This window comes from Paenibacillus sp. 2TAB23 (assembly GCF_052115165.1).
Classification (GTDB): Bacteria; Bacillota; Bacilli; order Paenibacillales; family Paenibacillaceae; genus Pristimantibacillus.
The window spans coordinates 92726-114549 of sequence record NZ_JBFRGD010000005.1 but is presented as its reverse complement, the minus strand read 5'-3'; the positions used below and the strand labels follow the sequence as shown (position 1 = coordinate 114549).

General features: G+C 45.0%; 17 protein-coding genes. 3 read left to right on the top strand and 14 right to left on the bottom strand.

Annotated elements, in window-relative coordinates; genetic code table 11:
• Window positions 1-63 precede the first annotated feature (63 nt).
• A complete protein-coding gene (locus tag AB4Z29_RS10030) occupies window positions 64-981 on the top strand; it encodes an aldo/keto reductase (RefSeq protein WP_441942916.1) in 918 nt (305 codons plus the stop codon).
• A gap of 54 nt (window positions 982-1035) precedes the next feature.
• Here the strand turns inward: AB4Z29_RS10030 and AB4Z29_RS10025 are convergent, their stop codons facing one another.
• Window positions 1036-2229 (bottom strand): YhgE/Pip domain-containing protein, encoded by a 1194-nt coding sequence (locus tag AB4Z29_RS10025; protein WP_441942915.1) that lies wholly within the window; start codon window positions 2227-2229, stop codon window positions 1036-1038.
• Window positions 2230-2410: 181 nt separating this feature from the next.
• Here AB4Z29_RS10025 and AB4Z29_RS10020 point away from each other — a divergent pair, with 181 nt between their 5' ends.
• Window positions 2411-3049, top strand: a complete 639-nt coding sequence (locus AB4Z29_RS10020; protein ID WP_441942914.1) for a TetR/AcrR family transcriptional regulator — start codon at window positions 2411-2413, stop codon at window positions 3047-3049.
• 189 nt (window positions 3050-3238) lie between these two features.
• Here AB4Z29_RS10020 and AB4Z29_RS10015 read toward each other — a convergent pair whose 3' ends face one another.
• The 6 genes from AB4Z29_RS10015 to AB4Z29_RS09990 form a co-directional block, all read right to left on the bottom strand.
• The gene (locus AB4Z29_RS10015) at window positions 3239-4096 is read right to left on the bottom strand and encodes a class II fructose-bisphosphate aldolase (RefSeq protein WP_441942913.1); all 858 of its coding nucleotides are present in this window, start codon (window positions 4094-4096) and stop codon (window positions 3239-3241) included.
• Between the two features lie 275 nt (window positions 4097-4371).
• Complete coding sequence (locus AB4Z29_RS10010; RefSeq protein ID WP_441942912.1) at window positions 4372-6300, bottom strand: S-layer homology domain-containing protein; 1929 nt, start codon at window positions 6298-6300, stop codon at window positions 4372-4374.
• A gap of 158 nt (window positions 6301-6458) precedes the next feature.
• Complete coding sequence (locus tag AB4Z29_RS10005; RefSeq protein WP_441942911.1) at window positions 6459-6740, bottom strand: putative quinol monooxygenase; 282 nt, start codon at window positions 6738-6740, stop codon at window positions 6459-6461.
• A 14-nt stretch (window positions 6741-6754) separates the two neighbouring features.
• Window positions 6755-7492 (bottom strand): NADPH-dependent oxidoreductase, encoded by a 738-nt coding sequence (locus AB4Z29_RS10000; RefSeq protein WP_441942910.1) that lies wholly within the window; start codon window positions 7490-7492, stop codon window positions 6755-6757.
• Between the two features lie 132 nt (window positions 7493-7624).
• Window positions 7625-8086 carry a MarR family winged helix-turn-helix transcriptional regulator gene (locus AB4Z29_RS09995; RefSeq protein ID WP_441942909.1) on the bottom strand — a complete coding sequence of 154 codons (462 nt, stop codon included), beginning with the start codon at window positions 8084-8086 and terminating at the stop codon, window positions 7625-7627.
• A gap of 78 nt (window positions 8087-8164) precedes the next feature.
• Window positions 8165-9745 carry a stalk domain-containing protein gene (locus AB4Z29_RS09990; protein WP_441942908.1) on the bottom strand — a complete coding sequence of 527 codons (1581 nt, stop codon included), beginning with the start codon at window positions 9743-9745 and terminating at the stop codon, window positions 8165-8167.
• A 181-nt stretch (window positions 9746-9926) separates the two neighbouring features.
• On the opposite strand from AB4Z29_RS09990, the gene AB4Z29_RS09985 reads away from it, so the two are divergent.
• The gene (locus tag AB4Z29_RS09985; protein ID WP_441942907.1) at window positions 9927-10721 is read left to right on the top strand and encodes an AIM24 family protein; all 795 of its coding nucleotides are present in this window, start codon (window positions 9927-9929) and stop codon (window positions 10719-10721) included.
• A 106-nt stretch (window positions 10722-10827) separates the two neighbouring features.
• Here AB4Z29_RS09985 and AB4Z29_RS09980 read toward each other — a convergent pair whose 3' ends face one another.
• The 7 genes from AB4Z29_RS09980 to AB4Z29_RS09950 form a co-directional block, all read right to left on the bottom strand.
• On the bottom strand, window positions 10828-11955 hold the full coding sequence (locus AB4Z29_RS09980; protein ID WP_441942906.1) for a response regulator: 1128 nt from the start codon (window positions 11953-11955) through the stop codon (window positions 10828-10830).
• On the bottom strand, window positions 11955-13685 hold the full coding sequence (locus AB4Z29_RS09975; RefSeq protein ID WP_441942905.1) for an ATP-binding protein: 1731 nt from the start codon (window positions 13683-13685) through the stop codon (window positions 11955-11957). Before AB4Z29_RS09975 ends, AB4Z29_RS09980 begins: the two co-directional genes overlap by 1 nt.
• 475 nt (window positions 13686-14160) lie before the next feature.
• The gene (locus AB4Z29_RS09970; protein ID WP_441942904.1) at window positions 14161-17160 is read right to left on the bottom strand and encodes an S-layer homology domain-containing protein; all 3000 of its coding nucleotides are present in this window, start codon (window positions 17158-17160) and stop codon (window positions 14161-14163) included.
• A gap of 527 nt (window positions 17161-17687) precedes the next feature.
• On the bottom strand, window positions 17688-18539 hold the full coding sequence (locus AB4Z29_RS09965; protein WP_441942903.1) for a DUF5666 domain-containing protein: 852 nt from the start codon (window positions 18537-18539) through the stop codon (window positions 17688-17690).
• Window positions 18520-19017, bottom strand: a complete 498-nt coding sequence (locus AB4Z29_RS09960; protein WP_441942902.1) for an RNA polymerase sigma factor — start codon at window positions 19015-19017, stop codon at window positions 18520-18522. Before AB4Z29_RS09960 ends, AB4Z29_RS09965 begins: the two co-directional genes overlap by 20 nt.
• Before the next feature lie 317 nt (window positions 19018-19334).
• Window positions 19335-21071 (bottom strand): sensor histidine kinase, encoded by a 1737-nt coding sequence (locus tag AB4Z29_RS09955; RefSeq protein WP_441942901.1) that lies wholly within the window; start codon window positions 21069-21071, stop codon window positions 19335-19337.
• On the bottom strand, window positions 21061-21786 hold the full coding sequence (locus tag AB4Z29_RS09950; RefSeq protein WP_441942900.1) for a response regulator transcription factor: 726 nt from the start codon (window positions 21784-21786) through the stop codon (window positions 21061-21063). Before AB4Z29_RS09950 ends, AB4Z29_RS09955 begins: the two co-directional genes overlap by 11 nt.
• Window positions 21787-21824: the final 38 nt, after the last annotated feature.

Sequence of the window (21824 nt, the reverse complement as noted above, 5' to 3'; positions counted from 1 at the left end):
TGTGTGAGACAATCATTTCGTTCCCTACATATTTCAACCCAAGTACCGAGGAGGAGTTTCATAATGAGAACAATAAAGCTTGGAACAAGCACGCTAGACGTGCCAGTCGTTGCGGTAGGCTGCATGCGGATCAATTCACTCGATAAAACCGAGGCCGAGCGTTTTGTCCAAACGGCACTTGAAGAAGGAGCTAATTTCTTCGAGCATGCCGATATTTACGGCGGCGGCACATGCGAGGAAATTTTTGCGGAAGCGGTCCATATGAGTGCAAGCGTACGTGAAAACCTGATTTTGCAATCCAAGTGCGGCATCCGTCCAGGAATGTTCGATTTCTCCAAAGAGCATATTTTGAATTCTGTAGATGGCATTCTAAAACGATTGAACACGGAGTATTTGGATGTTCTTCTGCTCCACCGTCCGGATACATTGGTTGAGCCAGAGGAGGTAGCGGAAGCCTTCGATCGATTGGAGAGCTCAGGCAAAGTACGTCACTTCGGTGTATCCAACCAAAACCCGATGCAAATCCAGCTTCTCAAAAAATCGGTCAAACAGCCGCTTGTCGCCAACCAGCTTCAACTGAGCATTACCAACACAACCATGATTTCTGCCGGGTTTAACGTGAATATGGAGAATGAGCCAGCCGTGAACCGCGATGGCAGCATATTAGATTACTGCAGATTGAACGATATGACGATTCAGCCATGGTCGCCGTTCCAATATGGCTTCTTCGAAGGTGTTTTCTTAGGCAATGAGAAATTTCCGGAGTTAAATGCAAAAATCGATGAGGTTGCAGCCAAATATGAGGTGAGCAATACGACGATTGCCGTTGCTTGGCTTCTGCGCCATCCTGCTCGCATGCAGCCGGTCATTGGCACAATGAATATAGAGCGGTTGAAGGACTGCTGCAAAGCTAGCGAGATCTACCTAACCCGCGAGGAATGGTATGGTATTTATCGCGCAGCCGGCAACGTGCTGCCATAATGCCCTTCACGTTAAAACAGCCTCCTGTCCACGCGGACAGGAGGCTGTTTTGGTTTAATTTATTGGTGCTGGCACTGTCGAAGCATGGGATGCCTCGATCGGTGCCTTCCCTTTTTTGAACCCTGAAGCAAGCAGCAGTAAGAGAAACGCTCCGCCGATGCTCCACACAATCGCTGCATTCGATGCAGCCGCCTTCAACCCGCTAAAGTACATGACCTCTCTCAGGCCATCCGCAACGAATCGAAGCGGTGTCCAAGAGTAGATCCAATCCCGCGTCGTTTGGGTTAGGAATTCAGGCGCAGCGTTCAGGATCGGCATCGAGAAGAACATCAGCAGCACCATGATCGCCATCGCGGGGAATCCAATCCAATTGAGCAATGCAGACTGAATCAAGAAATACATCGATCCAGCCAGCCACAGAAACAACCAGGTTTCCGACGCGTGAGCCAGCTCCATCCCGTACCACGAAGATGCCATCCATATAAGGAAGCCAGAAGCTGCTCCAATTATAATGACGCCCATACCGAGCTGTGCCAGAATGCTCACCCAGCTATTCGCCCCAGCCTTCCTCGCGTTCCCTCTAGCGAGGAACAAGATTACGGCTGCAATCAGGCTGCCCATCCACATAATCTGCGTCAATAAGCCAGGCGCACTTCCTGAGGCATTGTTCGCTCCGACGGCGTGAACAGCCTCTTCTTGTACCTGAATAGGGGATAACAAAGCCTGAGCAACAGTAACCGGCAATTGCTCTGTCTGGTTACCTATTTGTGATAGCATCGTCTTCGCAAGCTCTGCATTGACCATCCGCATAGCTTGGCCCAGCCCTTGCTTCACGGCAGTAGACGCCTGAGTATTGAGCCCGTCATTGCTTATAATGCTTACAGATGCTTGAGCTGGCTGTGCGCTCATTAGCGATGAGACATTGGCGCTTAGATCGGCAGGCAGCACTAACGCACCATAATATTTTCCTTCGTCTAGAGCTCCGCGTGCAGCTTCTTCTGATTCAATCATAGTAAACGTAAACGGCATCTGCTCGTTAGTAAGTAGCACCTGCTTTATCATTTCTCCCACAGCGACCGCTTCACCATTCGCTGTCTGAACAGGCTGATCAGCAACGATTAGCGCTACAGGCAAATGCTGAGGCTTCATGCCAAGCACAGAACCCATCATTGCCGCGCCGAATACAATCAGTACGACAAAAACGCCAACAAACCCAATCCAAGTTATTTTTTGCTTAAATAATGCCATCCTATACATTCACTCCTCTATTTTAATGGACATTCTGTTGATTAAAGGTCACAATGCTTATTATAATAAGCAGCAGTGAAAGTACAATAATCAGTTCTTCCCGTACTGTTTATTACTCAGCAGTTCAAGGATAGAGTGTTGATTTTCTCATAAAATAGTGACGAAGAGGTGACAGGATTAGATGAGCAATCAGTTGGATAAGCGCCAGGTCCGCACGAAGCGCCTGCTTTATGAAGCACTAATGGGCTTAATTGAGGAAAAAGGCGCTGATCACGTAACGGTTACGGATATCGCGAACCGCGCCGAAATAAACCGCGGCACTTTCTACCTCCATTACCGTGATGTGCCCGATATGCTGGAACAGTTGAAGGAACATGTATTTGATAAAGTAAGGAGCCGGATTACACAGCTGAACTTTCAAGATGCCATTCACTATATGGACAGAAACGAAGTATACCCTGTGAGTGTTCAACTGTTCGAGGAGATCGCCGAGCATGCCGATTTTCTCAAGACGATGTTTGGTCCCAAGGGCGATCTTGCCTATGCGATACGATTCCGGGAGCTGTTCGCAAGCCATATCTATGCCAAAACACAGCAGCTCGGCGGTACGAGTCCTACTGCTATTCCCCCAGATTATATCGTCGCTTATGTGACATCTGCCAACTTTGGCCTAATCATGCATTGGCTTGAGACTGGCCTTAATCGAACTCCGAGCGAAATCAGCTCCTATATGGCGCGAATCATTAAATTGGGCCCGATGCTGGCTTTTGGCTTGCATGGGTTGCCAAATGTGGATCATACCCTTAACAGGGAACGGTAGTGAAGATCATGCTTTAAAGGATTACGCCAAGCGTAAACGGCTGTCGCCGTCCTCTTCGGCAGAAGCAGTCGTTTCGAGGAGATGTATAAGCATATATATATATGTGAATACATATAGATACTTATGTATAAAAAAAGGTTGGGTTGAATGCTTATCGCATTCTTCCCAACCTTTTTGCATGTATATGGATTACGCTTTGTTTGAAGAACCAAACTCACGAATTTTGCCTTGAACGGTTGCTTTGATTGCATCGCGGCCTGGGGACAAGAATTTGCGCGGATCGTAAACTTCGGAGTCGGAAGTTAAGATTTCACGAGCAACTTTTGTAAACGCGATTTGGTTTTCTGTGTTTACGTTGATTTTTGCAGTTCCCAGCGAGATGGATTTCTTAATGTCTGCAGTTGGGATTCCTGTACCGCCGTGCAATACCAATGGAAGCTTGATCGTTTGGCAGATCTCTTCCATCTCTTTGAAGCCTAGGTTTGGTTCGCCTTTGTAAGGACCGTGTACAGAACCTAGTGCAGGAGCTAGGCAATCGATGCCTGTAAGCTCAACCAATTGTTTACATTCTTGAGGATCAGCGTAGATAACGCCATCAGCGATAACGTCGTCTTCTTGTCCGCCAACAGTACCAAGCTCAGCTTCAACCGAAACGCCGCGCTCGTGAGCGTAAGCAACCACTTGTTTTGTCGTTTTTACGTTCTCGTCGAATGGCGAGTGCGAAGCATCTATCATAACGGAAGTGAATCCAGCATCGATCGCTTCTTTACATTTCTCGAAGCTTGAACCATGGTCCAAGTGGATCGCAACAGGAACAGTGATCTTCATTTCTTCGATTAGGGATTTCACGATTGCAGTTACAACTGTGAAGCCGCCCATGTAACGAGCTGCACCTTCGGAAACGCCAAGAATAACAGGGGATTGCTCGGCTTGAGCAGCACCTAGAATCGCTTGTGTCCACTCTAGGTTATTGATGTTGAATTGACCAACTGCGTAACCTTCTTTTAAACCTTTGTTCAACATTTCTTTCATTGATTCCAAAGCCATGATAAATCCTCCTTCAAAATAATTGCAATTTAGTAACTCGACCTTTCAATCATACCCAATTCATCCGCAGTTTAAAAATGCGTCCGCAAACTGCGGTGATACTGGCACGAACGGAATCGGCTTTCCCACGTTCACGTTCTACTTGTCAGTCTACATGTTATCACAAATTTCGTTATAAGACTACCTATAGGCACTGTGCTGCAGGTTTCGAACGACTCCGATTTAACGAAAAACTGCAGCGGTTAGCTGCAGTCTCCGATTGAGAAAGATATGTTTTATTGCAAAAGCTCGTTAATCGCTGCTGAAGTTCGCAATGAACGAATAATAAGCGCCAGTGCCTCAGCACGTGTTGCCTTATTCTCTGGAGCGAATTGATTCGTGCTCACCCCATTAATCATACCTGCACCTGCTGCTTCCTCGATAGCTGCTTTTGCCCAGTATTCGTCCGAGATATCCGAGAATTCTGCAGGGGCATCGTTCTGGCTCAATGCTTTCAAGTTCACAATTCGAGAAATAACAGTCAGCATCTCCGCACGCGTAATTTCATGGTTTGGCTTGAAAGTACCATCTTCATAGCCGTTGATGATGCCGCTCGAAGCCAAGCTTTCGATGTAGGTGCTTGACCAATTCTGTGAATCCAGGTCGCTAAATGACGTGCCTGTGGAAGCCTTGCTCAAACCAAATGCCCTTACGATCATCACGCTGAACTCTGCTCGAGTTACCGATGCGTTTGGCTTGAAGCCACCGTCTTGGAAACCTTCAATGATCTGAAGCCGTGATGCAATACCGATATCCTTGAATGCCCAATGAGAAGCCGTATCCGTAAAAGCAACCGGTTCAGAGGCTGTCCACTTTTGTTTCAGCTCAGCTGTCAGTTTGTCGACATCGATGGCCGCAGCCGACAAGAAAGGGTTGGATGCCGCTGGCGCAGGCGTAGGTGCAGTCGTCGGACTTGGTGTTGCCGGCGATGGTGTTGCTGGTGTTGGTGTCTCTGGCGCGGATGCCCTTGTGACAGCCACTTTATAAACTTGATTGCTGCCGTCCTCGGCTGTAACGACGACGCTAATATCATTTAAACCTACTTGCAAGGCAATCGGATTGCTTACTGGTGTTTCATCTCGTTTGTAAGCAACAGCAGCGAAGCTATCATCTGGCGTGTAAGTCGCCGTTGTTACAGATACCTCATGAGGTGCCTGCCCCGTATACGAGAGAACTTGACCGCTAAAAGCTTGATCTAATACGACCCCGCTTAAACGAAGCTCGCTTAGGGTAGCTACATAGCTGAAGGTATCGCCTATCACGCGAAGGTCAAACGATTTATTGATAACAAGACCATAACCGGATATCGTTGCTGTCATCGTGACGTCTGAGAATCCGGTGCTCGTTTTAGGCTTATGAATAATCCCAGCCTCAGTCATGACATCTGGATTGCTGCTTGCCCACGAGATGCTAATTTTCTGGTCATTAGATGGTGGCAAACTAATATTTTGTGTTATATTCTGTTCGGTATCACCTTCAGCCAATCCAATTGACAATGCTGAAAAAGCTCTATTAATATTGGAATCGTATATTAATTTCGAGCCCGAGTACAAGGAAATGGGCAGCTCTGAGACTTTATCAGCAGTTGTCTTGATTTTAAAAGTAACCTCCCCTTCTTCTGTATAAGAGGAAAAACCCGTTTTTACTTCAGTTTCGCCAGATCCAGTATTAAAAAAAATCACATCTGAATTAGTCGAATGAGCAAATACTTCGGTATAGTCATCTACCGATTTGCCGCTCGCCTCATAAACTGAATAGGTCACACTTACAAACTCAGAATTGGAATCCGCTACAGGATCGGGCTGTTGAACGACATAACCAACCGGTGACAATGGTTTAGAATAGGTAATGTTTGTAACCGTAACAGAATTAAGCCCATAAGACAAAGATGGTACCCAGCTTACATTACCATCGCTGACATAGCCGCCTACGATCGTTTTTTCCTCATCTGTCTCGACTATTGTTGGTGAAGGATCGTTAGAATTAATCTCCACAAGCTTTACTGATTTATCTGAATATCTAACATACATCTGATCGGATCCTTCTAGAGCTTCTCCTAGGCCGAAATAAATGGTGATTGAGCTTGTATTGGTTACGCACCCGCTTAATAGTAGCAAAATCACTGCAGGGATAAATAAAGAACGACCTATCGAAAAACGTTTCATTACATATTCACTCCTAAATAATAGTTTAATCCGATGTATGAACCATCTATCTAAGCATATAACATCCCAATGACGGGAAAATGACAAACTTCGACAAAATCACTAAAGCATATGAATCAATAAAAAAGAGGAGAAGCTCGGTGGCTTCCCCTCTATTCCTACTCGTTCAAGCGATTTATTTTCACAGGTTCAACGAGTACTTGGCGTGCATAAGCAAAAAATCCGGTGAAGTGCTCCGACTGGTTATGCATGTCAATCGCTTGCTCATCCTGCCACTCCTCCAGCATAACGAACTTGCCCGGTGTAGACACATTCTCGAACAACTGGTAGCTGATATTGCCTTCCTCAGCTTGCGTCGCGGACAGCAGTGCCATCGATTTAGCAAGAAACGCCTCACGCTCTTCTGCCGCCACAGTCATTTGTACTTGTAAAATGATCATATAAAGCCCCCTAATTATTTGGTATCGAATTTTTGCTGCTCCAGCATCTTTCTCACTTCCGGATAATAGATCCGGTTGTACAAGGAAGACACGGCTTGCGACCAGCCTCTGGACTCCTTCCCGTCCGTGCGTTTCAGCATGTAGGCAGAAACCTCTTCGTCATATTGCTTAATCATGCCTTCCAGCTCCGTGTTGTACTTCTCCTTATGCCAAACGGCCGCTTGCGGCAGCCGATGCTTCTTCTCGGAAGCTCCTGCCGGGTGACCGACCACTAGACCGCTAACGGGGAATACGTAATCAGGCAGCCCCAGCAGCTTAATCAGTTCAATCGGCTGTCTTCTCGCGCCGCCAATTGGCACGATACCGAGACCTAACGATTCAGCAACGGCAATTGCATTGCCCATGGCAATTCCTGCATCGGTAGATCCTACAATGATGGACTCTACCCCATCCGTCACGACCAGCTCTTCACCGTTCAGCTCGGCTGCAATTTTGGCACGGTAGAAATCTGCGCAAAACAGCAAGAAAACAGGTGCCTGAGCAATCCACGGGTTGCCTCCAGAAAGCTCTGCAATTCGCGCTTTCGTCTCTGGATCCTGTACGCTGATGACCGTTACTTGCTGTCCATTAATGGATGATGGCGCAGCCTGTACGGCTTCAATAATCATTGTCAAATGCTCTTCGCTCACGGGTTCATTCGTATAGCTTCTAATTGATCGGTGGTTTGTCACGGTATCATATACTTTATTCATTATAGATCGCTCCTTCATTTATCATTTATTCAAACCTATATTTCCCACTCATTCAAAACGAGTCCTCACTTCACGCAACTAATGAATTATTACATAATTGATATTTGCAACTATTAGTGAGAGAAAACCTTCTTACTGGGAAGAAGGCTGTTTCTTGAATGGGGTATTGTTCAGTGCCTGGTTCATCAAACGTAATGTTTCGAAAACTTGTTCATGCTTCTCAGCCGGAATACTTGCAAATACATCCCCCAAATATAGCTCCATTGATTCTGTTATATGCAGCTGCTTCTTCTCGCCATCAGAGGTCAGCGACAGCACAACATAACGACGGTCATTCGGATCAGGCAGCCTATTAATCAAATTAAGCTCTACAAGCTGTTGTACTTGCCTGCTAAGAGAGCTTGTATCCGTCATAAGCAACTGCGCAAGATCATTAAGCGAGATGTTTGGCCGCTTGCCCAGCTCGTATAAAATATGGCTCTGGATAACGGAGACGCCGCAGCCTTGCGCGCCATCCTTCTGCAGCATACCGAAAACCCTAACCAGCAGTTGAAAAGTTTCCCGTACATTTACGTAGGGAGAAATCTTAGTCATTGTTATCACCTGAATAAATTGTATCACACAATAGTTTAACTTTGCAGCTATTGTAATATTCAACAACAGACGATTATATTAAGCATGGACCGGATCACTTAATTTTTTAAGTGCTAATGACAGATCCTGAACCCCACCTCCGCCATTAACCGTAAACGTAACGTCTACCGTATGCGGTTTACCTGAGTTGTCTCGATAGCTTATAATACGATACTGTCCAGCAGATGCATACAGATTAAATGTCGATTCGCTTACACTAACATACGAAAGAGAAGCATTTTGGGAATTATACACCATAAGTAATCCACCATCTATGGAGATCGAATCACTGGTTAACTTAGCACTTACATTTAGCTCAGGCAGCTTGAACGTAGTAGGCGTGGTGGTCGTTCCTTGAATCGTGAAAGAACTATTTTGTTGTAAAATATAGGTCGTACCGTAAAACATCAAATCCATGATTTGATATCTCCCGCTTGGCACGTCTATATTTGCTTGTCCATTGGTCCAGCTAACATAAGTAGACAACTCATTGGGCGCGTCCAGGGAGCGAATGTTCATGTTGCCTTCATCGATTTGGCGTCCCTTGGCGTCCGTTATGATGATCGAAGGTAATTCAACGCGCACATCCTGAATGATCAACCAGCGATTAATATTTTTTTGAAGACTTAATTCGTAAGGTGTCGTACCGTACTGATTTACTTTATAGGGATCAGCGCCGGCCCTGAGTAGCGATTGTATGATACTATAATTTTGGGACTGAACTGCTTTATAAAGGGAATTGTCCAGGCCTGGATCTGCTCCATGCTTCAGCAGCGTATTGACGATAGCAGGAGATGGATTCAAGTTTTTATAGGTGCCGTTCCCCGAACCAACTGAAATTGAGCCAGAGGCTGACTCGAGTAATGTCCCTAAATGATCCCGTTTATTCGGGTCCAAGCCCGCCGATAGTAAAATATCAAGCAATTCGACATTCTGAAGTGAAATGACGTTAAATCCAATATATTGGTCATTACCTTTCATTTGAAATCCACCCTCTATTAAAGCACGGGCAGCCGCCGTTCTATTATAAGTAACTGCATAATCCATTGGGGTGCTGTTAAAATATTCATCCAATAACTTACCACTAGGATTGGCGCCTCGCTTAATCAAGCTAGTAACGGCTGCGGCATCCCCTTTTCTTACCGCTTCAAATAGGCTGCGCTGCAAAGCCTTTCTAGCTGCTTCGGTTAATCCAAAGACTAGCTGGTTTGCCTTTTCATCGTTAGTTGCTTCTTTGCCGATTACAATTCCAACAAACCTTGCAGGTACAAAAACCCGCCCTTCCCTGACGATGGGAGCCTGCGTTAAACGAAGCTCACGGCTTCCAATATAAATCGTTGTTTGATCTACGTTCGCTTTGTAAGTAATATCCTTGTACTTCACCGTAATTTGCTTCTTATCGAAGTTCGAATTAATCTTCAGGGCATCAAATATTCCCTTTGCATGCAACATCGTACTTCCATTAACGACTATGGGTTTAACGGCAAGCTTGATTTCAGTACCATCAACAACAATTCTCGTTGCTGGCTTTTGTGCGGCCTCAACGAATGATTCTAACTTCAAAAACGAAAAAGAAAAAAGAATTGCGGTTAAAATTAAAATACTCTTTGTTACTCTCATCAAGAAAAGCTCCTTATTTTATCAATTTTTACCATTGTATCATTTTGGAAATGTATAGCTATTCATTTTTAGTTGCTTAGTAAATAAAAAACGGCAAGGATACTGCCTCTTTTTGTCGAATACCTAGATTTGGAAGGATTCAATTTGATCATCATAACTTCTGCAGGAGGCGAGTATCAGTATGGCTTTCACGATAAATAATCTAACGGACAACAGCAATGTTGTCATCAAGGAACAGCTCGGAGGATTTACCGTCATTGAGTATAAAGAGGATTTGAGCAACACGACCATGTTAGAGGCACAATCAAACTTTTTTATGAGCAAAAGCAATATGCGCAACAAGCAGCTCATGATTGAGATCAAAAATAGCGAGGTCATGCTGAGCGCCGGGGCTATGCAATATATGCTTGGCAATATTGAGATGACTTCTGGCGTAAAAGGCGTCGGCGGCCTCATGAGAAATCTAGTGTCCAGTGCAGTAACGGGTACGAGCGCCGTCAAGCCTCTATATAAAGGCACCGGCACCATTTTGCTGGAAACGACCTACAAATACCTGTGGTTAATTGATGTTGACAACGACCATATCGTCATCGACGACGGCATGTTCTTGGCATGTGAGACAACTCTTGAGATCGGAGTATCTGCACGCAAGAGCCTCTCTTCAGCCGCGCTGGGGGGAGAAGGCCTGTTCAATCTTAGCGCCAAAGGAAAGGGAATTCTAGCGCTCGAAGCGCCTATTCCATCCGAAGAGGCTGTCGTCATCGAATTGCAGAACGACGTGCTGAAGGTTGACGGGAACTTTGCGCTTATGTGGTCGAATTCCTTGGACTTCACCGTTGAGAAATCGGGTAAGACTCGGATGGGCTCCGCGGCTTCCGGAGAAGGACTCGTCAACGTATACCGGGGAACGGGCATGGTATGGCTCGCACCGCTTATGCAATATGGGAACGGCCTGATACCTAAAAACACACCATAATCGAAATGATAAAAGAAGGTGCCCCAAAAGCCTACGGCTATCCGGACACCTTCTTTTGCATGATAGACAACAGCAGCTTGCTGCCAAAACCTTGTATATTCGCTAATTACTCATATTGTTCGTATAGCCGCTGAATGACCGGTGAAGGCTTCAAGCCAAGCTCTTGAAACAGAGATTGTGAATAGTGCTCATAATATTGATGAAGCGACTGTCGATCTCCCATAGCTCCATATATGCTCAGCAGCAATATCGTTGTCTCTTCTTCGAATTCATTGCGTGATACCATTCGCCTTGCAATATGCGCTGCCTCTCTATAACGCTTCTGATTCAAGAGCCAGCTTGCTAGACGCTTGGCAAAGGAATCATAAACAATCGATAAACGCTCACGCTCTAAAGATGCCCACTCAAAGGATTTATCCTCAAACAGCTCGCCCGCAAAATGTTTTTCCAGCTCTATGGCCATCGCTTCATTCGCAATATTAATGTCGGATATTTCCGTCACAGCCCGTTCAAATTGAATAAAATCAACATCTGCATGCTCCAAGAGAACACGGTATTGTTCCTGAGCGGATACCACGATTTCCTTAAAGCCGTGAAGCGATAACACCTTTCTGAGCTGATAGACTGCCGTATTTAAATAAACCTCTGCATTCTTAAGAGGCATCTCCGGAAAAATGTCCTCTAAAATTCTAGTTTTCGTTACACTTTTGCCTTGATTAACAAGCAAATAGGCGAATAGCTCCATGCTTTTTTTCGAAATCCATTTCAACGTACCCGCTTGCTCGCTGCTGACCTCAAAACAACCAAGCCCCCTGATTATTAGTCGGTTAGCAGGAAGGGCGTTCTCCGTATCCAAATCCATATCCAAAGAAATGCTGCGTTTATTAGCCGCCCTTGTAATCGTTTGAGTCAGACGATTTCTCGAAATGGGCTTAACCATATAATCCAATGGATAAACGTCATAAGCTTCAAACGCATAATCCGCATGAGAGGTTACGAACACGATGTCGAGATCCGTACAAATGGCACGCAGGCTGCGAGCAAGCTCCAAACCGTTATCCTCTGCGATTTGTATATCCAGGAAAGCAAGATCCACGTCCGTTTCCCGTACAAATTCCAGCGCCTCTGACGCCGTCTGGAATCCTCCAACAAGCTCCACAACTTCAACATTTGAGAGCAATCTTTTCATAGCCAGCAGCATAGCAGGCTCATCGTCAACAATGAGAACCTTCATTATCCGCCCCCACCTCTAATCGTGAAGTGAAATACGCTTCCTTTTCCCGCCTTGCTTTCCACCCATATTCGCCCGCCGCTTCGTTCTACGAATTGCCGACTAACGAGCAGTCCAAGCCCTGTGCCCTTTTCACCTGAGGTACCGGTTAATGAATGAAGCTGCTTCTCTGCAAATAATTGGCGGACCTGCTCTTCATCCATACCTACCCCATTATCTCTTACAGAAACAACCACCATATCGCCCGATATCTCTGCGAGGATTTGAATGAACCCTCCTATTTCAGTGAACTTAATAGCATTGGATAACAAATTTCGGATAACTAACCCAAGTGCTTCCCGATCGGCGAAAACAAGCTTTTCTACGGCAACGGCATTATGCATACGTATATGCTTGGCCTCGTATCTAATGTGCAGCATATGACAGCAATCCTCGACAACCTCATGCAATTGTAGTATTTGTGGGCGAAGTACCATATCTTCCCGCTGGCTGCGAAACCATTCCAACAGATTATTTGTCATTCCAAGTGTTTGCCGAATCTGATCGCCCAACGTCTCAACGATTTCGCGTTGGTCCTTATCGAAACGGTCTCTGTCCTCTTCCAGCAGCTCAATAAGTTGGTACTGCAGGGCGAGCGGACTGCGAATATCGTGAGATACGATCGTAAATAGCTGATCCTTCATTTGATTTAATTGTGCAATCTGTTCGAGATGCCGCTGCTTCTCCGTAATATCGACAATAAGCGATATGCTTCCCTGCCCTTGACGGTGCAGTATATGTAACGGGTATACGTTTACACTGTATATTTTTCTTGCCCCATTCAGCCAGACATCGATCTCAACATTGCCCTGCTGCATAGACTTGCATAGCTTATGCCATTCCGGCCAAGCCGACAATAAATCGGCTATGTTTCTACCAAAAACAGCTGTGTAGCCCATCTCCGCAAACCAGTCTATTGCTCTTTTATTGCTGTCGATGATTTTTCCCGATGCGTTTGCTGTAACAATACTCTCTTGGAGTGTGTCGAGCACGATGCTTCTCGCAATCGGAACGGTAGAGAAGAACTTGATCCGAAGCATAATCACCAGCATCAAAGTACCTGTAAACCCGCAGAAAACGGTCAGTGAGAGCAACCAAGAGGACCATTCCGGATTTACAAATCTCAAAATTTCAAGCACAAACGGCAATGTGGACAGAAGGAGCACCCACATCCCCGGCTTGCGGAAATCATTACGAATGCTCCGTATATACTGAAATAGAAAATAAATGCATAGAACCACCAAGCTGTAACAAATCATAGTAAACGTTTTGGAATAAATGGTTTTCGTTGTGACTAAGCTGCCGTTGTAGAGCTCAATCGATTGAAAGATTACATGAAGCTGTGGATCGAACCATACAAGCAACGACCAGAGTGAAAATATAGCGAACAGTAACGTTTTCCACAGCGGCTTTAACAGCTTGTTACGTCCTACTAACTGATAAACGAATAGCACCGCGAAAGGTACCATTATGTTAAGTGCCGTATGCTGCGCATTGCGGAAAAGCAGCTTTTCCAGCAATAAATCGCTGTTCTTTTCCAAGATGATACTGCTGGAGTAAACAATCCTGCACACGATCAAGCCAACGAGGTAGTAAACGCCGCGCTCTCTTCTAAACCCATAAACATAGATTAGAATAATGCCCATCATAATCAATGATGCAATCATAATTACGAATTCAACGGTGGAGCTCATGCTGAAAATCTCCTGTTTCTGGAATAGTATGTTTTTTTCATGAATAATGGCCTTAACACTAGTATACGATACCATTGGGTGCAGAATATCATATTTTAGCAGTCAACAGTAAATTTATTGTCCGAAATTGTCAAAAATAATAACATTTTGACTGCTTTCGTCTTGAATGGCGCACTAATTCCTATCCTATTTAACTTATATCTACCCAATAAGAAAAGCAGGCGCCTAGGCACCTGCATTTTCGTATACGGATTTAATATTCGACCTTTATCGGTTTCTCAAATCCATGATAATATGACTAACAAAGATAAGAATCATCTACCTGCAATATTAACGAAAGACTATAAAAAATTTTAATTTCACATATATTACTCAAACATTTAAAAGAACCTAGCCTTCATCTGAATACATGTATACAAAGATACGGCAGAGGCTTATCACTCAGCCTCTGCCGTATCTTTCGTGGTATTTTCGATTAAAGCTTTAGACCAAGCTCAAGCGTTACGTTTAGCAAACGAAGAATCATGGCAACAGCCTGCTCTCTTGTAGCAGCTGCATTAGGATTAAACGTATCATTGCCTACTCCGCTGACAATGCCTGCATCCGCGACTGTAAGAATAGCTTCTTGTGCCCAGCTGCCTTGGATATCAGAAAACAATTTTCCATTGCTAGCCTTCCCTGCGTTCAACACCTTAGCAATCATCGTTACCATTTCTGCCCGGGATATCGTTTGATCCGGCTTAAATGAACCATCGGCATACCCTGAGATAATTCCGTTTGATTGTAAGGCTAGAATGGCATCTTCTGCCCAATGTCCTTTGATGTCAGAGAAACTTGCGTCATTTGCAGTTTGCAACCCAAGCGCATTGACGAACATGGCAGCAAATTCTGCGCGAGTTGTCCTTTTTGTAGGATTAAACGTGCCGTCCTCGAATCCTGAAACAATGCCCATTCTGGAAGCAAGGTCAATTGTCGCCGCACTCCAAGAAGCAGCTGGCACATCACTAAATGTTTTGGAAGGTACGGTCTCCGCCTTCGCAATGATGTTCTTGACCGTTTCAACATTAACCTTATTGTTTAATGACACTTTATCCTGCGTACTGCCAGGAGTCGGTGATGGTGTACCATCTGGTGTTGGTGCAGGTGTTGGTGCGACAATAGGTGGAACGACTACCGGAGGCTCAACTACTGGCGGTAAACTAGATGTAGTCACTGCCTTTGTAATACCCGTACTTTCAGTACCTGCTACGTTTACGGATTTGAATACAAACGTATACAATGTGCCTGGTGTAAGGCCTTCTGCGTTATATACGCCTTCCGTTACAGAAGCAACTGACGCGCCGTTCATATACACCTTTACAGCTGATAGGTCTGGATCGGCAGGGATTCCAAATGTAAAATGCACGGCGGTCGTTGTATGTGTCTCTTCCAAGTTTGTAATATTTGCTGGGACAGGCATCGGTAAACGTAATACATGAATGGTATACGTTTTGATAGTACCATCCTCAGCCGTTACTTCTACTTGAATATCATTTGGGCCAAAAACGAGCTGAATTGGATTTGAAATATTCGCTTCATTGACCGCAATTCCGTTTACAGATGCCGCAGCATGGGTATCGGATACGGCAGCCGTAACGGTAATACTCTCAATCGTATTTTGCACAGTCAAGGAATAATCTGTTGTGTTAGCCTCAAACAGAGGGTCTAGATCACCTACTGAAGTGTTCAGCTCTTTCAAAAGATTATCCGATGACAAAGCAGCTCTGTGAACGGTTATCTCATAATGATTAACTATTTTGCCGTCTTGCGCCGTAACGATAACATCAATTGTGTTCTCCCCAACCTTCAAAGCGATCGGATCAGATTGCGAACCTGTTATCGTATCTGGTGTCCCTGGTATGGCTGGCATGGCGGGCATTCCCGGCATTCCTGGCATTCCCGGGAATCCCGGGAATCCCGGAAACCCAGGAGAACCCTGCATAAATGTCTGTTCAACCCCTTCACCGTTCACAGTTACCGTTGCATATCTATCTTGTACGGTAGGCGTGACAGCTATAGATTCAATATCGTTTGACACTTGAACCGTGTAATTAAACTCATTGGATTCAAAAACAGGATCCAGCGTTCCTTCTGTTATCGTTAAACTGGATAATCCTGCATTATTCGATACAGGCGTCACAGAAACGTCTTCACTCGGTTCCGAAGCATGATGGCTCGTATTGATTGCTGCCACCGAGAAGGTGTAATTTGTGCCATTCACCAAATTCATTGCATCGTAGGATGTAATTTCGGCAGATACTTGTTCTGCAAAAAGACCGTTTTTATAAATGATGTAACCTGCAAGATCGATATCTTCATTCGCAGCCCAAGAAAGCTCCGCATGCTGATTGCCTGCTTCCCCTAATAGTCCAGTAGGAATTGCGGGAGGATTGGGGTTAAGCGGTGTGACGGATATGCTATCCGAACGCTCCGAAACAAGCTCCGAGGTATTGACAGCCTCTATTTCAAATTCATACGGCCTAATGGTTGCCAGACCATTAATCTCGTAGGATTCTTCCAGAATAAGCTCCTCATTATACTGCACCCCATCCAAGTAGACATTATATCCTGCAATGTCATTCTCAGTATTGGGTTCCCATGACAGGAGCACCGAATTGTCCTCTGGACTACCCTCTAAGCCATAAGGTTTAGCTGGCGGTTCTTCGTTAACGGATTGTAACCGAACAGATTCACTCTTGCTTGATTCATTACCTGCTTCGTCATAAGCAGATACTGTATAGTCATGTGCTTGTGCATTGCTGAGACCTGTTGCTGTGTAGGAAGTTTCCTCCACATTAGCTAGAAAGCTATTGTCTTTATAAACCTTATAACCTGCTACTCCTTTATTATCCGTGGAAGGGAGCCAGTCAAACGATACTTGACCATTCCCAATATTCGTTTCCGAGATAGCAGGCACCGTGGGAGCGGAAGTATCCATTTCATAGGCTTCAAAGGTAAATACTTTTAATGGATTTTGAGTTGTCACATGTTGTGCCACACAAATGAAAAAGCTGACTACGCCTTTAACATTAATCGTTTGGGTATAGTCGTTGCTGGTTACATATATATCTTTTATGCTGCCGTTTGCTAAATTCAACCTAATCGGAACAGGTGCATAAAACTTATTATAGTCATCCACTTTTATTCTAATGGATCCTATATCAGTTGCACGCGGTAGGTTAAACCCATAGGAATGATAATACTCGCCGAAATCCGATGAGGTCGTATCATTGCCATCGGTAGCGAAGGAAGGATTCGTATACTGATAACTATTTACATAGCTTACAGGGATTCCTGCCAATAAATCCGTCTGTGTAGGTGCGGGTCCGGCTTGCACCTGAGGTATAAGCGAGAATAACAAAGCAAATAGAGTCATACATGCTATGAATTGTCTTACCTTCCTTTTACTTGATAACATTATTTTTGAGCTAACCATTGCACACTCTCCTATTTCAATTATTCATATGACCTGCAAATACTCATCTCATTTGCAGACACCCGAAGTTATAACCAATATAACGCAGCCCAATGACGGGAAAATGACAAAGTTCGACACATTACTTAATTTATGACCGAATCCATTCAATATTGGGTTCATAAAGCTCTTGATACCTATTGATTACATACATTAATTCCTAAGCCCCTCTATTTGTAAATGCAAATAAAGCACCTGTGTAGGTGCCTTCCCCAAATCATTACTCTGAAAATTCTATCCATGTCTCTGATCACTCCGGTAGGCTTATTGCAGACTCGTAGCCGAGCATATCCATCTGCATCCTCCAAGGAGCTTCTTTGACAATTATAAGGGAAGTGACTAATACTTAGTGTAAAGAGTAGCGAACAAAAAAAAGAACATCCCCCCTATGGAAATGTTCTTAGAACATGGAACCCTTTTCGAAGCCTTTATGCGCAGAAAACGATCGTTTCGCCGGACTCATGCTAACGTATGCTGTGTAAAGTCGCTTATTTTTGGGGAACCATATTGTTATAAATGTTCGTTGCATTCACTTTTCCTGTACCAACATCCTCAGTCGTAAATCCGGACACGATATTGCCGACTTTGAATTCTTTTTGCAGCAGCTCTTCAGATGGCTCAGCAGCCGTCGGGCCTCCGATTCCGAGTTCTGTATCTGGCGTTACCGTTACCCACAAGTCGCCAACCTTGAAGCTATTACCGTCTACGCTTACTTCCGTAATCACGCCTTCAATATTGACTGCCGCTTTGCCTGTAGTAGGCGGGTTCACGCTAGCGTCCTTCTGCGGAGCCATGTTGTTGTAGATCACATCTGCAGTGACTTTGCCGGTACTGACATCCTGAGAAGTATAGCCCGATACGATATTGCCGACTTTAAACTCTTTCTGCAACAGCTCTTCGGAGGGCTCAGCAGCCGTTGGTCCTTTAATTCCTAATTCGGTTTCTGGAGTTACGGTTACCCACAAATCGCCTACTTTGAAGCTTTTACCATCTGCGCTTACTTCAGAGATGACACCTTCAATATTAACCGACGCCTTACCTGAAGTCGGAGGCTGCGTTATACCAGCCGTAGGCTGCGGTGTTACATTCGGGGCATTCTGGTTCATGGTGAAGAGACTAACCGACAATACCGCACACGCTGCAATTCCGACAGTCCAACCCGTTAATGCTTTTTTCTTTGCTCTTTCCATTTTAAATCGCTCCTTTTGATTGCTATGATTGGTTTCTCTTGTTTGAGTTGTCTTGTCCATTTCCTGCATTAGCTTCTGGTAGGTTTCCTCTTTGAAATCCTCACTTGTTTTCACACGGGACATTGCGGATTTATAAACAGATTTCTTCATCCTCAAGGCCTCCAATCTTCTCTTTTAAGATTAACCGTCCTCTTGCCAGCCATGTTCCTACCGTTGCAGGCTTAGACTGTAATATAGCTGCAATTTCCTGGATAGAATATCCCTCATAATAGTGCAAATGTATCGGAATGCGGTATTTCTTGTCCAAGGCCAGTACGGCCTGCAAAACATCATTTTCTTCCTTCGGGAGGTAGCTCAAATCTTCGGGAACAGGGTTCCTGCTTTTGAACCATCCGGTTTTAAGCATATTTTTGCTTTTGTTAATTGTCGTTCGAATCAGCCATGCTTTTTCATGTTCGCTATTTTCAAATACAGGGCGCTTCTGCAAATAGGCGAGAAATACTTCCTGTGCCACTTCTTCCGCGTCAGCTATATTTTTCAGGTACGCAAAGGCAATTTTAATCAAGCTTTGTGAATATAAATCCAAGGCCTGCCGCACAGATTCATTGAGCTCTAATGAATTGTACACCTCAGCACCCCCTTTCACTATGAATACAACTGAGAACCCTCATACTTTTCATTACGGAAAATATTTTTTTAGCATACGGCTATTTTCATTAAAATAAACGTTTGGCTGGAAGGAAAACAACCTGATGATCCGTTCCATACGGCTACACGCCCCCTGTCTATCTATAGACGCAAAAAAAGCGCCAAAGACACACAAGTGTCCTTCGGCGCTATATTTATTTTCTGCGATTCCCTATGGGCTCCCTTGTTTGCTAGACAGCTCCCCTCCATGGAATCGGGAAATTGACTTACATGCGTATAACCGATTGTTATTGGATTTCAAGTATCCCAAATTATACTGATCACTGTGCCTTGGCCTATGTTCGAGTTTACTTGGATCCGCCCACCCATTGCATGTACCAGCTCTTTGGCAACAGCCATGCCAAGACCGCTGCCTTCCACTTCGCTATCCGTGTTCGTTCCTCGATAATAACGGTCAAATAACCTGTCCATTGTCTGCTCGTCAATCCCCTGGCCATTATCCCGGAAGTCCATTCGCCATCCCTTTTCCGAGAACTTAACCAGTTCGATGTCTATCCTGGTGCCTGGCGGATTATGTATAAGCCCATTAGCAACAATATTTTCGATGATCCGCTCAAACCATGGCCTGTAAACGGCAGCGAAAATAGGTGCGGACGGTGTCGAACAATGAACCGTTCTATCTTCATATGCCGGATACGATGCGGCCCGCGACACAGATTCGGTTAATAGCATGCCGATGTCTATGGGCTCGAATGAAACAGGCATTTCCCCGCTTCTAAGCCGGTACGTTAGCGCTAAATCATTGATGAGTTTGTCCATATACGCCGTCTTCTCCAATATCGTTGACGCAAACCGGCGCACCTCCTCCTCGGACCAGCTGTATTTCTCAGCCTCCAGCATATGCGCATACCCTTGTATAGAAGCAAGCGGCGTCTTCATATCATGCGTAACGCCTGCGATCCACTCTTCTCTGTTCCGCTGGGTTTGCTCCGCGGCATTGCTCCCTGCAAGAAGCCTTACAGCAAGTGCATGAATGGATTCTATGACTTCTTCAAAGATGCGGTACTTGCGCTTCCAATTTCCCTTGCTGTTTCTGCTTTTCCCGTTGCTATCCTCGGTATAATCGCCTTGCCCCAGCCTTTGTATCCACCCAAGCATATAAAGAATTGGCGTTCCAAACCGGTTAGCGTACCAGAGGGAAAGCAGGATAAACACGATAAATGATGAGAAAAGAAAAGCTGCAATGCCGATGATTATAACCTGGACCTCCGATTGTACAAACGGGGCAAGACCTGCTTGATTTTTGGTTTCGCTCATTGAATATTGAATAACCCAAGTCAGACCAGTCTTACTCTGATATTGCGTATCCATAGCTATGCCGTAATAAACCTGATTATGGGCTCTCATTGCTAATTCCTGCAGCGTATAAGATGTCATAACGTCCGCAGGCTTCTTCCAAGCTGCGATCTCCGTTCCTTCACGGTCAAGGACTTGAACAAAGCCCCCTATTTTATTTAGCAAATCCACCGAGCTGTCTGTAAATACAATCGTACGGTCCACGATATGTCCATCATCAATAATCCGTTGGAGCAAATCCTCTGTTTTGGACCGTGAGCCATAAAGCAACGTATATAAATGCCCATCCTTTTCTTGAATCCACAGCCCTAGCTTATAGGGAAACGGTTCGTTGCCAATCCAGTAATCGATGAGTTGCCCAGGTAAATAACGAGCTGGCAAGTCATTCGGAGTATTAAAGGACTGAAGGACATTCCCCTTCCCATCGAGACTTTGCAGCCAACCCCCATCATCCCGAAGCTGCTGCAGCAGCTTCGGATCTACGATCAGACCTTGCGAGTCAATGCCCGCTTCCGAGATAAGACGCGATAATCCTATTGGGGCAAAATTTCGGCTAACCTCAATATCTTCGAACTCTCCCAGCATCCATATCACAATGGCTGCAGCTAAAAGTACCAGCATTGCGCCAGCGGCTGCCATTTGCAGCGCAAATCTTATCGCCAGTCTTTTACGAATCACCTGAATCTTCTCCTTGCGGCAGGATTAGCTTATAGCCCATCCCTCTAACATTAACAAGGTACTGTGGCTTTGACGGGTCTCGCTCAATTCTCTCCCGTATGCGATGAATATGGACCATGACGGTATTGTCATCACTGTACATTTCCTCTCCCCATACTCGTTCATAAAGCTCGCTCTTGCTGAATATCCGGTTAGGATGCTCACAGAAAAACAAGAGCAATTGGAAAACCAGTGCCGGGCAAGGAGATACACGACCTTCTACCGTCAGCGTTGCTTCAGATGCGTCTAATTGAAAGCGGCCAATCTTAAAAATCCGGGAGGGCTGGTGATTTTGCTGACGACTCTGCAAGTATCTGCGCAGCTGGGCTTGCATTCTTGCCACAACCTCGAGCGGATTAAAAGGTTTGGTTATGTAATCATCCCCGCCAACGGCAAATCCCGACAGCTTATCGAAATCGGAAGTTCTTGCCGTTAGGAACAAGATTGGCGCATCCGTAGTGCGGCGTATAAAGGGACAAATGTCCAGACCGCTTCGACCGGGCATCGTAACGTCAAGAAGCACAATATCATACCGTTTACGTTCACAAGAGGCAAGCGCCGATTCACCGTCAAAGAACGTGTCGATATGAGAAAAACCTTCTTTGCGCAAAACGGTCTCCATGATATCTACAATTGCACGTTCATCATCAACAATGAGTATATTAACGTTCTTCATCACCATCACCCCAACAAAAGATATGTTTATTCTATCAT

Bases quoted from the DNA above. Each gene is read 5' to 3' on its own strand.
- AB4Z29_RS10030 (WP_441942916.1), top strand. From the start codon at position 64: ATGAGAACAATAAAGCTTGGAACAAGCACGCTAGACGTGCCAGTCGTT.
- AB4Z29_RS10025 (WP_441942915.1), bottom strand. From the start codon at position 2,229: ATGGCATTATTTAAGCAAAAAATAACTTGGATTGGGTTTGTTGGCGTT.
- AB4Z29_RS10020 (WP_441942914.1), top strand. From the start codon at position 2,411: ATGAGCAATCAGTTGGATAAGCGCCAGGTCCGCACGAAGCGCCTGCTT.
- AB4Z29_RS10015 (WP_441942913.1), bottom strand. From the start codon at position 4,096: ATGGCTTTGGAATCAATGAAAGAAATGTTGAACAAAGGTTTAAAAGAA.
- AB4Z29_RS10010 (WP_441942912.1), bottom strand. From the start codon at position 6,300: ATGAAACGTTTTTCGATAGGTCGTTCTTTATTTATCCCTGCAGTGATT.
- AB4Z29_RS10005 (WP_441942911.1), bottom strand. From the start codon at position 6,740: ATGATCATTTTACAAGTACAAATGACTGTGGCGGCAGAAGAGCGTGAG.
- AB4Z29_RS10000 (WP_441942910.1), bottom strand. From the start codon at position 7,492: ATGAATAAAGTATATGATACCGTGACAAACCACCGATCAATTAGAAGC.
- AB4Z29_RS09995 (WP_441942909.1), bottom strand. From the start codon at position 8,086: ATGACTAAGATTTCTCCCTACGTAAATGTACGGGAAACTTTTCAACTG.
- AB4Z29_RS09990 (WP_441942908.1), bottom strand. From the start codon at position 9,745: ATGAGAGTAACAAAGAGTATTTTAATTTTAACCGCAATTCTTTTTTCT.
- AB4Z29_RS09985 (WP_441942907.1), top strand. From the start codon at position 9,927: ATGGCTTTCACGATAAATAATCTAACGGACAACAGCAATGTTGTCATC.
- AB4Z29_RS09980 (WP_441942906.1), bottom strand. From the start codon at position 11,955: ATGAAGGTTCTCATTGTTGACGATGAGCCTGCTATGCTGCTGGCTATG.
- AB4Z29_RS09975 (WP_441942905.1), bottom strand. From the start codon at position 13,685: ATGAGCTCCACCGTTGAATTCGTAATTATGATTGCATCATTGATTATG.
- AB4Z29_RS09970 (WP_441942904.1), bottom strand. From the start codon at position 17,160: ATGGTTAGCTCAAAAATAATGTTATCAAGTAAAAGGAAGGTAAGACAA.
- AB4Z29_RS09965 (WP_441942903.1), bottom strand. From the start codon at position 18,539: ATGAAGAAATCTGTTTATAAATCCGCAATGTCCCGTGTGAAAACAAGT.
- AB4Z29_RS09950 (WP_441942900.1), bottom strand. From the start codon at position 21,786: ATGAAGAACGTTAATATACTCATTGTTGATGATGAACGTGCAATTGTA.